The sequence below is a fragment of the Paractinoplanes tereljensis genome, from assembly GCF_016862435.1.
In the GTDB taxonomy this organism is placed as follows: domain Bacteria; phylum Actinomycetota; class Actinomycetes; order Mycobacteriales; family Micromonosporaceae; genus Actinoplanes; species Actinoplanes tereljensis.
Genome location: NZ_BOMY01000028.1, coordinates 1 through 12,623 on the forward strand (window position 1 = coordinate 1; position 12,623 = coordinate 12,623).

The 12,623-nt window shown below is 70.4% G+C and carries 14 protein-coding genes; 6 read left to right on the forward strand and 8 right to left on the reverse strand.

The annotated features are described in order from the left end of the window. Positions 1-140 precede the first annotated feature (140 nt). Complete coding sequence (locus tag Ate02nite_RS20340; protein ID WP_203807844.1) at positions 141-830, reverse strand: DNA alkylation repair protein; 690 nt, start codon at positions 828-830, stop codon at positions 141-143. A 23-nt stretch (positions 831-853) separates the two neighbouring features. Here Ate02nite_RS20340 and Ate02nite_RS20345 point away from each other — a divergent pair, with 23 nt between their 5' ends. Continuing rightward, positions 854-1,486 (forward strand): acVLRF1 family peptidyl-tRNA hydrolase, encoded by a 633-nt coding sequence (locus tag Ate02nite_RS20345; protein WP_203807847.1) that lies wholly within the window; start codon positions 854-856, stop codon positions 1,484-1,486. Positions 1,487-1,634: 148 nt separating this feature from the next. On the opposite strand, the gene ypfJ is transcribed toward Ate02nite_RS20345, so the two are convergent. Beyond that, positions 1,635-2,570, reverse strand: coding sequence for a KPN_02809 family neutral zinc metallopeptidase (gene ypfJ, locus Ate02nite_RS20350; RefSeq protein ID WP_203807849.1), 936 nt, complete (start codon positions 2,568-2,570; stop codon positions 1,635-1,637). 209 nt (positions 2,571-2,779) lie between these two features. Between ypfJ and Ate02nite_RS20355 the strand changes: the two genes are divergently transcribed. From Ate02nite_RS20355 to Ate02nite_RS20370, 4 genes are all read left to right on the forward strand, one after another. Beyond that, positions 2,780-4,384: an ABC-F family ATP-binding cassette domain-containing protein gene (locus tag Ate02nite_RS20355; RefSeq protein ID WP_203807851.1), complete on the forward strand. Its 1,605-nt coding sequence runs from the start codon at positions 2,780-2,782 to the stop codon at positions 4,382-4,384. Positions 4,385-4,799: 415 nt separating this feature from the next. Beyond that, positions 4,800-5,027 carry a helix-turn-helix domain-containing protein gene (locus Ate02nite_RS20360; RefSeq protein WP_014441759.1) on the forward strand — a complete coding sequence of 76 codons (228 nt, stop codon included), beginning with the start codon at positions 4,800-4,802 and terminating at the stop codon, positions 5,025-5,027. Then, a complete protein-coding gene (locus tag Ate02nite_RS20365) occupies positions 5,024-5,818 on the forward strand; it encodes an enoyl-CoA hydratase/isomerase family protein (RefSeq protein WP_438871231.1) in 795 nt (264 codons plus the stop codon). Before Ate02nite_RS20360 ends, Ate02nite_RS20365 begins: the two co-directional genes overlap by 4 nt. A gap of 85 nt (positions 5,819-5,903) precedes the next feature. Next, positions 5,904-7,769, forward strand: coding sequence for an ABC transporter ATP-binding protein (locus Ate02nite_RS20370; RefSeq protein WP_438871234.1), 1,866 nt, complete (start codon positions 5,904-5,906; stop codon positions 7,767-7,769). Positions 7,770-7,929: 160 nt separating this feature from the next. On the opposite strand, the gene mug is transcribed toward Ate02nite_RS20370, so the two are convergent. From mug to Ate02nite_RS20385, 3 genes are read right to left on the reverse strand one after another with little or no spacing between them, the layout of a single operon-like run. Further along, positions 7,930-8,481, reverse strand: a complete 552-nt coding sequence (gene mug, locus Ate02nite_RS20375) for a G/U mismatch-specific DNA glycosylase (RefSeq protein ID WP_239147546.1) — start codon at positions 8,479-8,481, stop codon at positions 7,930-7,932. Next, on the reverse strand, positions 8,471-9,232 hold the full coding sequence (locus Ate02nite_RS20380; protein WP_203807855.1) for an SDR family oxidoreductase: 762 nt from the start codon (positions 9,230-9,232) through the stop codon (positions 8,471-8,473). Before Ate02nite_RS20380 ends, mug begins: the two co-directional genes overlap by 11 nt. 18 nt (positions 9,233-9,250) lie before the next feature. Next, the gene (locus tag Ate02nite_RS20385; protein ID WP_203807856.1) at positions 9,251-10,015 is read right to left on the reverse strand and encodes a helix-turn-helix domain-containing protein; all 765 of its coding nucleotides are present in this window, start codon (positions 10,013-10,015) and stop codon (positions 9,251-9,253) included. 77 nt (positions 10,016-10,092) lie between these two features. Here Ate02nite_RS20385 and Ate02nite_RS20390 point away from each other — a divergent pair, with 77 nt between their 5' ends. Next, a complete protein-coding gene (locus Ate02nite_RS20390) occupies positions 10,093-10,455 on the forward strand; it encodes a nuclear transport factor 2 family protein (protein ID WP_203807858.1) in 363 nt (120 codons plus the stop codon). Here the strand turns inward: Ate02nite_RS20390 and Ate02nite_RS20395 are convergent. From Ate02nite_RS20395 to Ate02nite_RS20405, 3 genes are read right to left on the reverse strand one after another with little or no spacing between them, the layout of a single operon-like run. Continuing rightward, positions 10,452-10,892 (reverse strand): SCO6045 C-terminal-like domain-containing protein, encoded by a 441-nt coding sequence (locus tag Ate02nite_RS20395; protein WP_203807860.1) that lies wholly within the window; start codon positions 10,890-10,892, stop codon positions 10,452-10,454. The genes Ate02nite_RS20390 and Ate02nite_RS20395 overlap by 4 nt on opposite strands. Further along, positions 10,889-11,707 (reverse strand): MbnB/TglH/ChrH family RiPP precursor modification enzyme, encoded by an 819-nt coding sequence (locus Ate02nite_RS20400; RefSeq protein ID WP_203807862.1) that lies wholly within the window; start codon positions 11,705-11,707, stop codon positions 10,889-10,891. Before Ate02nite_RS20400 ends, Ate02nite_RS20395 begins: the two co-directional genes overlap by 4 nt. Then, on the reverse strand, positions 11,700-12,602 hold the full coding sequence (locus tag Ate02nite_RS20405; protein ID WP_203807863.1) for a TIGR04222 domain-containing membrane protein: 903 nt from the start codon (positions 12,600-12,602) through the stop codon (positions 11,700-11,702). Before Ate02nite_RS20405 ends, Ate02nite_RS20400 begins: the two co-directional genes overlap by 8 nt. Positions 12,603-12,623: the final 21 nt, after the last annotated feature.

A 12,623-nucleotide genomic window follows, 5' to 3' on the forward strand; every position in this document is an offset into this window, starting at 1 on the left:
CGGCTTCGCGCCGGGCGGCGGCTTCGCGCCGGGCGGCGGCTTCGCGCCGGGCGGCGGCTTCGCGCCGGGCGGCGGCTTCGCGCCGGGCGGCGGGTTGCTGTCTGCGCGGTTGTGGGGTGTGGACCGGCTGTCGGGGTCGGTTACAGGTGCTTTGTGGCCTCTCGGACTGAGAGTGGGGACAGGCGGTCTCGGTTTGCGTCGACGAAGGTGCGGACTGCGGCTGGGTTGGTTCGGGCGTAGTGGCGTAGGGACCAGCCGATGGCCTTGCGGACGAAGAAGTCGGGATGGGTGGCTTGGCGGGTGCAGTAGCTGAACAAGCGGTCGGTGTCGGTTTCGGGGCCGTAGTGCAGCTGGTGCAGGATCGCGGTGCGGATCAGCCACATGTTGTCGTCGGTCGACCAAGCGTCCATCACGTCGGCGAGCAGCGGGTGCAGCCGCACCAGGTCGCCCACGAAGCGGGTGGCCAGCGGGTCGACCGTGTCCCACCAGGACTTGGTGACCAGCAGCTCGCGGGCCACCGGCAGGAATTCGGGGCCGGCGGCCGACACGTGTTTTCGCAGGTAGTCGCAGGCGGCGTATTGGAACTCGCGCTCCGGGCGGGCCCAGCACGCACGCCCGAACTCGCGGAGGTCTTCCGGCGACGGGCGGGGGAGGCCCCGGAAGGCCGACCGCTCGATGGCGCGCAGCGTCGGTGCGGGCAGGCCGGCGAAGTCGAACTGGTCGCGCATGTAGGCCGCCATCGCCACCGCGCGCACCGGATCACGCTCCGCGGCGAAGTCGTTGTCGAGCCGCGCGAGCAGGGTGGAGGCCAGGTCGGTCACGTCCGACATCGTGCCACCGTAGTCTGACAAGAATGGGTGAGCGGGCGGCTGCGGGCGGCGGGAAGTGGGTGGACGTCGCCCCGGAGCGGCTGCCGCGCTGGCTCGAGAATTTCGCGACCCGGCACGGGCCGTACCGCGAAGAGGGTTTGACCTTGATCGCGGCCGACGGCGCGTCGGCTGCCTGGCAGACGCCGCCGGGCGCCGGGCCGGCCGGCACGATGGCCGATCTGATCCGCCTGGCCCAGGCACCGCGCCGGCTCGGTCTGCTGCTGGCCCGCAAGGGTGCGGTGGCGGTCGGCGTCGTGGTCGGCACCGAGCTGATCGCCTCCAAGGTGGACACCCACTATGTGCAGGGGCGCACGGCGGCGGGTGGCTGGTCGCAGCAGCGCTTCGCGCGCCGCCGCGACAATCAGGCAAAGGCGGCGGCGGCCGACGGCGCCGGCATCGCGGGACGCGTTCTTCTTCCGGAGGTACGCGGGATGGCCGCGCTCGTCACCGGCGGGGACCGGGCCGCGGTCGACGCCGTCCTCGCGCCGCCCCCGCTGAAGGCCCTGCTGGACCTGCGGGCCGAGCGGTTCCTCGACGTGCCCGAGCCCCGGCACGCGGTGCTGGTGTCCGCGATCGCCGCCGCCCGGGCCGTGTCGGTTTTGGTGCGCGAACCCTGACCGGGCGGGCCCGCCCGGCGCGGGCGCGCGGAGGGCGAGTTTCGCCTGGCTGGAACTGAGTGCCACGGGACCGGCCGGACGGCGTACTTATAAAAAGCGCAAGAAAACAGCCTCGCCGTTACCGACGAGGCTGTTTCGGAAAAGCGGATCAGTCGCCCTGGACGACCGAGCCGTCGGCGAAGGTGTCGCAGGACTTCGCCGGGTCGCCGGAGTCGAAGCCGGCCTTGAACCATTTCTGCCGGTCGGCGGACGTGCCGTGGGTGAATTCGGCCGGGTTGACGGTGCCGCCGCTCTGCTTCTGGAGGGTGTCGTCGCCGATCTGCTTGGCGGTGTCGAGGCCCTCCTGGATGTCCGAGTCCGTCAGGCTCTTGAAGATCGGCTGGCCGCTCTTCGACTTGGTCTCGGTGGCGTGGTGGGCCCAGACGCCGGCGTAGCAGTCGGCCTGCAGCTCGAGCTTCACCGACTGGAGGTTCTGCTCGGCCTCCGAACCACCCTTCTGGGCCGCGCGCATCTTGGCCTCGGTGCCGAGCAGGTCCTGGATGTGGTGGCCGTACTCGTGGGCAAGCACGTAGGGCTGGGCGAACTCGCCCGGCGCGCCGAGCTGCTTGGCGAGCACCTGATAGAAGGTGAGGTCGATGTACACCCGGTCGTCGGCGGGGCAGTAGAACGGGCCGACGCCGGAGTCGGCGGCGCCGCAGCCGGTGCTGACCCGGTTGGAGAACAGTACGGTTTTGGCCGGCTGGTACTGCTTGCCGAAGTACTCGGGTTCCGCCTCGGTCCAGAACGCCTGGATCGAGTTGACGTAGAGAACGTTGCGGCAGTCGAGCTTGGTGCGCGCCGTGGTCTTGTCGGCGCACTCCTGCGTGATGTTGGTGTTGTCACCGGTGCTGCTGCCGCTGTCGCCGCCGAGCTGGTTGACGCCGAAGTAGCCGCCGACCAGCGCGAGTACGACGGTGATGATGATGCCCACGAGGCCGCCGCCGCCCGGAATGGGCAGGCCGCCGAAGCCGCCGCCGCCTCCGCCCGAACCGCGTTGGTCCTCGACCTGACTGGTGTCGATGTCGGCGTTCTCGTTGAGTTCCATTCCATCCTCACTGACCGATACGGCACTCGTGTCCGGCGAGTACCCGATGATCTTGATAACTAATCGGGTGGGGGCTCGCACCGGACGCCCGGTAGTATGGCGGAGTGCTGCTCTGCGAAGGCTGACCTGCCCCGCGCCGACCACCTAGATGGCCGGCGCTTTCGTGTGTCCGGAGTCAGCCCTTCTATCTCCCCGAGAGCGAGCCCCTGATGATCACCGCCACCGGACTCGAACTGCGTGCCGGCGCCCGGATCCTGCTGTCCCCGGTCACCCTGCGGGTGCAGCCCGGCGACCGGATCGGCCTGGTCGGCCGCAACGGCGCCGGAAAGACGACCACCCTCAAGGTGCTGGCCGGCGAGGGTGTCCCGCACGCGGGCACCGTCGAGCGCACCAGTGAGGTCGGTTACCTCCCGCAGGACCCCCGCACCGGCGACCTCAACGTCACCGGTCGCGACCGGGTGCTGTCGGCCCGCGGCCTCGACTCGATCCTCGCCGAGATGCAGAAACTCGAGGTCGAGCTGGAGGAGAGCGCAGACGAGAAGCTGATCCGGCGGTACGGGCAGCTGGAGGACCGGTTCTCCGCGCTCGGTGGTTACGGCGCCGAGGCCGAGGCCGCGCGGATCTGTGCCAACCTGGGCCTGCCCGACCGGGCCCTGGCCCAGACGATCGGCACCCTGTCCGGTGGCCAGCGCCGCCGCATCGAGCTCGCCCGCATCCTGTTCGCCAACTCCGGGCAGAACGGCAAGGGCATCCTGCTGCTCGACGAGCCGACCAACCACCTCGACCAGGACTCCATCGCCTGGCTGCGCGGCTACATGGCGCAGCACAAGGGCGGCCTCATCGTGATCAGCCACGACGTCGAGCTGCTCGACGCCGCGGTCAACAAGGTGTGGTACTTGGATGCCAACCGCTCGGTCGTCGACATGTACAACATGGGCTGGAAGACCTACCTCGAAGCCCGGGAGACCGACGAGCGCCGCCGCCGGCGTGAGCGGGCCAACGCCGAGAAGAAGGCCGGCGCCCTGATGGCGCAGGCCGACAAGATGCGGGCCAAGGCCACCAAGACGGTCGCCGCGCAGAACATGGCCCGCCGGGCCGAGAAGCTGCTCGGTGGGCTGGAAGAGGTCCGCACCTCGGACAAGGTGGCGAAGGTTCGCTTCCCCACCCCGGCCCCGTGCGGCAAGACGCCGCTCACCGCGAGCGGGCTGTCGAAGTCGTACGGCTCGCTGGAGATCTTCACCGACGTCAGCGTGGCGGTCGACCGCGGCTCCCGGGTCGCGATCCTCGGCCTGAACGGCGCCGGCAAGACCACCCTGCTGCGGATGCTGGGCGGCCTGCTCAAGCCGGACACCGGTGAGGTGCGGTCGGGGCACGGCCTACGGCTGGGCTATTACGCCCAGGAGCACGAGACGCTGGACGTGGACCGGACGATCCTGGAGCACATGCGCAGCGCCGGTTCCGAGCAGACCGACACCGAGCTGCGGAAGATCCTGGGCGCCTTCCTGTTCTCCGGCGACGATGTCGACAAGCCGGCCGGCGTGTTGTCCGGCGGCGAGAAGACCCGGCTGGCCCTGGCCACCCTGGTGTGTTCGGGCGCCAACGTGCTGCTCCTCGACGAGCCCACCAACAACCTCGACCCGATCAGCCGCGAGCAGGTGCTGGACGCGATCGCCAACTATCCGGGTGCGATCGTGCTGGTCACGCACGATGCGGGCGCGGTGCAGGCGCTGAAGCCGGACCGCGCGATCCTGCTGCCGGACGGCGACGAGGACGCGTGGAGCGACGATCTCCTGGAGCTCGTGGAGCTGGCGTAACGAATCGTCAGTTGTCAACTGGTGCCCACACAGACAGTGCGACGTTCGGGCGTTTGCGGTCAGGCCGGGCATCGCGCCGGGCAGGGCAAAGTTGGCACATCCGAGCCGACGGCGGTGCGTGTTCGCCGCATCGACGGTGCGTCATGTCTGTTGGCCGAGCGCCCTCGATCCAGAGTTTTCGCAGGTGATCGATGGTCTTGGTGCTGGCCGGGCGGCTACCTACCGAGCGGTCGGAATTGCACTCTGCCTAACGTCAGTTAACTGTCTGACATTGATGCCGATGGTCAGGGTCAAGTTCCTGACAGTGCTAAATGGGCACGTTGGCTAAGCCAGGATGCCTAGCGCATGATCGTTGGAGGCGGTCTAATAGGTGGGACCGTATCGAACCGCACTGTCTGGGACGTGAGGATTCAACATGGCAGCCACGGGCACAGCCACCAGCACTGAGAAGGGTCGCCGAATCGTCGGCAGCGAGCGCCAGTCACTAGCGAAGGATCTGGTCAAGCGTTACACCTCCGGCGAGAGCATTCGTGCGCTCGCCGCTTCGACCGGACGTTCCTACGGATTCGTGCATCGCGTGCTCACCGAGTCGGGCGTGCAGCTCCGCCAGCGTGGCGGCGCGCGTCGTCGCAAGAAGGCGTGACGTCCGACAACGTCGAGTCCGGCACCGCAGTTCCCACCTCCGAGGTGGGTGTTCGCTACGACCTGGACGGGCCGGTCGCAACGGTGACGTTGTGCCGGCCCGAGGTTCTCAATGCGCAGACTCCAGCGATGTGGGCCGAACTGGCGAACATTTCGCGGAAATTACCGGGCGACGTGCGAGTCGTCATTGTCCGGGGCGAGGGACGCGCGTTTTCCGCAGGCCTGGATCTGTCGGTCGCGCGCGGCGACGGCGATTCTTCCTTGGGCCGACTCGCGCACTTGTCACCGTCGGAGTGCGCGGATCGCATTGCCGGCTTCCAGAGCGCGTTCACGTGGTTGCGTAACCCGTCGATCGTGACGATCGCGGCAGTACACGGACATGCCATCGGCGCCGGATTTCAGCTCGCACTGAACTGCGACATGCGAATCCTGGCCGAGGACGCGAAGTTCTCGATGGCCGAGGTGACCTTGGGGTTAGTGCCCGATCTTGGCGGAACCAAACGCCTCGCCGAGTTGGTCGGTCCGTCCCGTGCCCTCGAGATCTGCCTGACCGGCCGGCGCATCGCGGCCGACGAGGCCGACCGCATCGGGCTGGCCACCGCGGTGGTCGCCGACCTGCCCGGCGCGGTCGCCGACCTGGCCGCAGCGGTCGTCTCCGCTGATCAGGGTGCAGTCGCCGAGATCAAGGCCTTGCTCGCGGGCGCATCCCTGCGGTCTTACCAGGAACAGGACCGGGCCGAGCGGGAAGCGCAGACTCGCCGTCTGCGTGATCTGCTCGGCGCCGGCGAGTAAGGACCGATATGGAATAACTGCCTTACCCCCGGAGTTTGTTGTCGTACCTGTGGCGCAGACTCACCCCGGGAGGTGACGCATGAGTATGTCCAGCTGGAACATGCTGCGTTCGATCCAGAATTCGGACCGGGTCGCGCAGCACCAGCTCACCCGTGGCACCACGCGGCGCATCCTGCGCTTCGCCCGGCCCTACCGCCGGGACATCACGATCTTCCTGATCACCGTGGTGTTCGACGCCGGCATCGGGGTCGCCACCCCACTGCTTGCCGGCCACGTGGTCAACGCGATCACCGGCGGCGGCGACGGCGCGGCCGCGCTGATCGTCAAGATCGCCCTGGCCATCGCCGGCCTGGCCGTCGTCGACGCGTTCCTGTCGCTGGCCCAGAGGTGGTACTCCGCGCGGATCGGCGAGGGCATCATCCTCGACCTGCGCACCCGGGTCTACGACCACGTGCAGCGCATGCCGCTGCAGTTCTTCACCCGCACCCAGACCGGTGCCCTGGTCAGCCGGCTCAACAACGACGTGATGGGCGCCCAGCGGGCCTTCACCTCGACGCTCTCCGGCGTGGTCAGCAACGTCATCCAGCTGGTGCTCACCGCGGCCGTCATGTTCAGCCTGTCCTGGCAGATCACCGCGCTGTCGCTGGCGCTGCTGCCGGTGTTCATCCTCCCGGCCCGCCGGGTCGGCCGGAAGCTCGCCGAGATCACCCGCGAGTCCTACAACCTCGACGCCAAGATGAACGCGACGATGACCGAGCGGTTCAACGTCTCCGGCGCGCTGCTGGTCAAGCTGTTCGGCCGGCCCGACGACGAGGCCGCCCGGTTCGGCGCACGGGCCGAGCGGGTCCGCGAGATCGGCGTGCAGCAAGCTATGTACTCCCGCACGTTCTTCGTGGCGATGTTGCTTGTCGCGTCGCTGGCCCAGGCGCTCACCTACGGGCTGGGCGGCTGGCTCGCGGTCACCGGTGGGGTCACCGCCGGTACGGTCGTCACCCTGGCCCTGCTGCTCACCCGCCTCTACGGCCCGCTCACCGCGCTCAGCAACGTGCGGGTCGACGTGATGAGCGCGCTGGTCTCGTTCGACCGGGTCTTCGAGGTGCTCGACCTCGCGCCCGGCATCGAGGAGAAACCGGGCGCGGTCGACGTGCCGCCGGGGTCCGGCCGGGTCGAGTTCCGCGACGTGCACTTCCGCTACCCGAGCGCCAGTGAGGTGTCCCTGGCGACCCTGGAAGACGTCGCGACGCTCGACCGCACCGAGAGCGCCCCGGTGCTCAAGGGGGTCGACTTCACCGTCGAGCCGGGGCAGATGGTGGCCCTGGTCGGGCCGTCCGGGGCCGGTAAGTCGACCACCTCGATGCTGGTGTCCCGGGTCTATGACGTGACCGAGGGTGCGGTGCTGGTCGGCGGGGTCGACGTGCGCGACGCCACGCTCGGCTCGCTGCGCGACACCATCGGGGTGGTCACCCAGGACTCGCACCTGTTCCACGAGACCATCGGGGAGAACCTGCGCTACGCGCAACCTGACGCTACCGAGGAGGAGATGTGGGAGGCGCTGCGCGGGGCACAGGTCGCCGAGCTGGTGGCGGCGCTGCCCGAGGGCCTCGACACGGTGGTGGGGGAGCGCGGCTATCGCTTCTCCGGTGGTGAGAAACAGCGGATCGCGATTGCCCGGCTGCTGCTCAAGCACCCGTCGATCGTGATTCTCGACGAGGCGACCGCGCACCTCGACAGCGAATCGGAGGCGGCCGTGCAGCGGGCGCTGACCGCGGCGCTGGCCGGGCGTACCGCGCTGGTCATCGCGCACCGGCTCTCCACGGTCCGCGAGGCCGACCTGATCCTGGTCCTCGACGACGGCCGGGTCGTCGAGCGCGGCCGGCACGAGGAGCTGGTCGCGGCGGGTGGGCTCTATGCCGAGCTCTACCGCACCCAGTTCGCGACGGTGGGCCCTTAGGCCGTGTTTCAAAAAGGATGCCGTGCTGCGGCGTGGCCCAGCCGCCGTCTGGCCGCACGCCGGAATCACCCACATACAACACCGGTATGCGGGCAATTCCGGCGCACACCCAGCCGACACCTGGACCTCACCGCAGCTCGACCCCTTTTTGAAACACGGCCTAGGCGGCGCGGAGGGCGGCGAACTCGCGGGCCAGGTCGTCGATCTGGAAGTGGGCGTTCAGGCCGCTCGGGTTGGGCAGCACCCACACCGGCACGCCGCCGACCGTGTCGTCCTGCGGGCCGATCGTGGCGCGGCGGCGGGCGAAGGCCGTGCGATAGGCGGTCACACCGAGAACGGCCAGGTAGCGGGGCTTCCACTCGGCCGCGAGCGCGGCCAGCACGCGGCCACCCGCGATCAACTCGGCCGGCGACAGCTCGTCGGCGCGGGCCGTCGCCCGGGCCACCACGTTGGTGATGCCCAGGCCCAGCGCGGGCAGCTCGGCCTGCTCCGACGGGTGAAGCTGGCGCGGGGTGAAGCCGGAGCGGTGCAGGGCCGGCCAGAAGCGGTTGCCGGGGCGGGCGAAGTGGTGGCCGGTGGCGGCCGAGTAGAGGCTCGGGTTGATACCGGAGAACAGCACCCGCAGGCCCGGCCCGACCAGGTCGGGAATGGTCCGGCCGCCGGCGGCCGCAACCTCGGCCGCGGACGGCCGCCGGGAGGGCTCAGAGGGCACGCAGCGAGCCGCCGTCCACCGGGATGGCGATGCCGGTCAGGTAGCCGGCGGCGGGGGAGAGCACGAACGCCGCCACCCGGCCGAACTCGGCCGGCTCGCCCAGCCGGCGCAGCGGGACCGTCTCGGTCGCCCGCGCCTCGGCCGCCGCGGCGTCGCCGGTGGCCGCGAACAACTCCCGGTTGCGGTCGGTGAGGATGCGGCCGGGCAGCAGGCTGAGCACCCGGATGCCGCGCGGCCCGAACTCGTCGGCCATCTCCTTGGCGACCATCGCCAGCCCGGGCCGCAGGCCGTTGGACAGGCCGAGCTTCTCAAGCGGCGCCTTCGCCGAGGTGGACAGCACCAGACCGATGGCGCCACCGGCCGGCATCGCCGCCGCGAACGTGCGCACCGCCCGCACCGAGCCGAGGAACACCGTCTCGAAGGCGGACCGCCACTGGTCGTCGGTCACCGCGGCGGCCGTGGCCTGGGCCGGGCCGCCGACCGACACCAGCGCGCCGTCGACCCGGCCCCACCGGGCCTGGGCCAGCTCGACCAGCGCCTGCGGGGTGCCGGGCTCGGTGAGATCGGCGACGACGCCCTCCGCGGACTCCACGCCACCGAGTTTCGCCACCGCCTGGCCGATGCCCTCCACCGAGCGGGACGAGATCACCACCTTGGCGCCGTCGGCGACCAGGGCTTCCGCGGTCGCGAAACCTAGCCCGCGGGAGGCTCCGGTGAGGATGAAGACCTTGCCGTCGAGTCCGAGATCCATGCGGTTGATCCTGCCACCTCAGCGACCGTGCAGCCGGGCCGCGGTGGACTCGTCGGCCGGCAGGAACGACTCGATCGCCAGTTCGGCCAGGGTCACATCCAACGGCGTACCCAGAACTGAGGTCACGCTGAAGAACGACAGATCGTCGAAGCGCAGGGGAACGACCAGCCCGGTCGGCCGGGTGGCGCTTGCGCCGCCCGGATAGGCGGCGAGTTCCGCATGCAGTTCCCGCAGTTTCGGGTCGGCCAGATGGGCGGCCTGCTGATCGAGGCGGTGCAGCACGTGCGTGCGCCATTCGGGCAGATTGCGGATGCGCGGCGCCATGCCCTCCGGGTGCAGCGACAGGCGCAGCACGTTCACCGGCGGTTCCAGCAGCCAGCCGGCGCATCCGGCAATCAGCGGGGCCACCGCCGCATTGGCGTCGATCATTGTCCAGTGCCGGTCGACAAGCAGCGCCGGATAGGGCTGATGCCCGGAAAGAACGTCGCGCAGCGACGCCAGGACCGCCGCCAGCGGCGGACCGGAAAGGCTCGATTCGGGATGGGCCGGCGCGAAACCGCCGGCCCGGAGCAACTCATTCTGCTGCCGCAATGGTACGCCGAGCCGCTCGGCCAACCGCAAGATCATGTCCCGAGTGGGGTGTGCCCGTCCGGTCTCCACGAACGACAGGTGCCGGGCCGACACGCCGGCCTCGGTGGACAGTTCGAGCTGGCTCATCCGCCGAGTCGTCCGCCACTCCCGCAGAAGCTCACCCACGTCACTCACACCGGGAAGCGTAGTCATTACCTCCGAGGTAATCGACGCCATTACCTCAGCCGGGCGAGAGTGGTTCCCGTCAGCTACGACGGAAGGACCTGACCATGAGCGACTTCGACACCGTGGTGGACCGCTACCTGGCCACTTGGAACGAGACCGACCCGGCCGCGCGCCGGGCCGCGATCGACGACCTGTTCGCCGCCGACGTCCGCTATGTCGACCCGATGGCGGCGGTCGACGGCCGGGTGGCCCTCGACGGGCTGATCGGCGCGGTTCAGCAGCAGTTCCCGGGCCTGGTCTTCAGCTCGGGCGGGCCGGTCGATGCGCACCACGAGCAGGCGCGGTTCACCTGGAACCTGGGTGCGCCCGGCGCCGAGCCGCTGGTCATCGGCTTCGACGTGGCCGAACTCGACACCGACGGCCGGATCGGCCGGGTGCTCGGCTTCCTGGACCGGGTGCCCGGTTAGGTAGGGCGCCGGATAACCCGTACCCGGCCTGCGAATTGCACCACGACGGCGCCGGCGGCCGACCGCAAAGCCGGAGTGCGGCGAGGTCGCGGGGTTGCGTTGCCGTTGTAGCGCAGCCGCGCCTCCCGCTCGGCCAGCTCCTCGGCCGCCGGACCGTGGAGAAGGCCACGGCTGTGCAGGTCACGGGCCATGTCCCAGCCGTCGCGCAGCGAACCCTGGGTCGGGCGCGCCGCCGCCCAACCGCCGAACTCGCGCTTCCAGCGCTCGCCGAACGACGCGGCGAGCATCGGCCACTGCCGGGAGACCTCGCCGGCCCGCTTGCGCAGCAGCGCCACTCGCGCCGCCTCCACCCGAAAACCATCAAATCCGGCGGGTACGGGTTTCCCAGCCGTCAGCGCTTCGACGAGTTCGGCCTGCCGGGCCGCGAGGTCGCTCATGTGATCGCGGGATAGCCGGACGCCGCGGCGATGGCATCGAGTTCGGTGCGCAGCTCGGCAGCGGGCGGGTAGTCGCCGTCGCGTTCCAGCATCAGGGCCGGCGGGCGATGTCGCCGGCACAGCTCGGCGACCAGGTCGAGCACCGGTTGCGGCGTCGCGTGGGTGTGCGTGTCGTGGTAGAGCCCGTCGTGCTCGTCGCCGCCGGCCACATGCACGTAGGCGACCCGGTCGAGCGGCAGCTTGTCGAGCAGCTCGAGCGGGTCGTCGCCGCGGTTGCGGGCGTTCGCGTAGACGTTGGCGATGTCGAGCAGCAGCCCGGCGCCGGTGCGGTCGAGGATCTCGGTGAGGAAGTCGGCCTCGGTGAGCTCGTCGTCGGGCCAGTCGAACAGGGCAGCGATCGGCTCCAGCGCGATCGGCACCGGCAGCTCGGCCTGGGCGCGCTTGACGTTGGCGACCACCGCGTCGACCGCCTCCCGGGAGCGGGGGAGCGGCAGCAGGTGGCCGGCCTCGATGCCGCCCGCCCGGACGAACGCGATGTGCTCGCTGACCAGGGGAGCGTTGAGCCGGCCCGCGACCGCGGCGAGGTGGCGCACCCGCTCCGGATCGACCGGCTCGGCACCGCCGAGCGAGAGTCGCACGCCGTGCGGGATCACCGTGACGCCGCGGTCGAGCAGCCGGGACAGCCCGGCCGGCAGGTCGCCGTGCGCGTGCACCGACTCGGCCACCACCTCGGCGAAGCGCAGGCCGGGCAGCTCGGCGACGAATCCGTCAATTTCCGGCCGCCAGCCGATGCCTACGCCGTACTGATCAGCCACCGCAACCGCCGCCACCGCCGCATGAGCTGCCGCCGCCGCAGGAGCTGCTGCCGCTGTCCGAACTGCTGCTGCTGCACGAGTAGCTGGTCGAGTCACCGCCGCTGCCGCCGGCCGCGGCGGCCCGCTGGATCTCGGCCTCGGCCGCGAACGCCGGGTCCATCGAGTACAGCGACGCGGCACCGAACAGGGCCACGCCCATGGCCGCCCCGGTGGCGCCGTAGGTGGCGTAGGCCGGCGACTGCTGCGGCGACAGGTGGCTGTGCCGGGTGCGCAGCTCGCTCATGCCCTTCTGGGCGGCGATGGTGGAGGTCCGCGAGCTCTTCGAGATCACCACCAGCACGATCAGGGTGAAGAACATCGCCAGCGCGAGCAAGCCGATCGGCTTGTTGTTCTGCGAACCGGCGATGGCCCGCAGGACGCCGATGACCAGCAGCGTGCCGACGCCGACCGACCAGAGTTTCAGCGCCCGCAGGTCGGACCGGCTGATCGCCAGGCCGCGCCGCTCGAGGCCCTCGCGGAGCTGGTCGAGCGCCGAGCGCACCCACTGGTCGTGGCCGAGGTCGCGAGTGCGGATCTGGCGCCCGGCGGCATTGTGGATGGCGGCGTCGAGCGGGGTGACCCCGGCCGCGAGCGGGCCGGTCTGCACCAGGGTGTGCTGCGGGCCGGTGCCGATCAGGCCGGCCGCGCGCAGGCCGCCGAGCGCGGCGTAGATGGCCAGCCGGTCGCCGCCGTTGAGGAAGGCGACCTGCTGCGGGCCGAGGTTGCCGATCAGCGGGTCGGCCTTGCCCCGGAAGCGGCTCCGGCGGTGGATGAAATAGCCCACCGCGAGAACGACCAGGGCCACGACGTAGAGACGGATGAAGACCGGGCCGGGAATCCCCCAGGTGTCCTGCATGGCCTCATTGTGCAGGTGCGC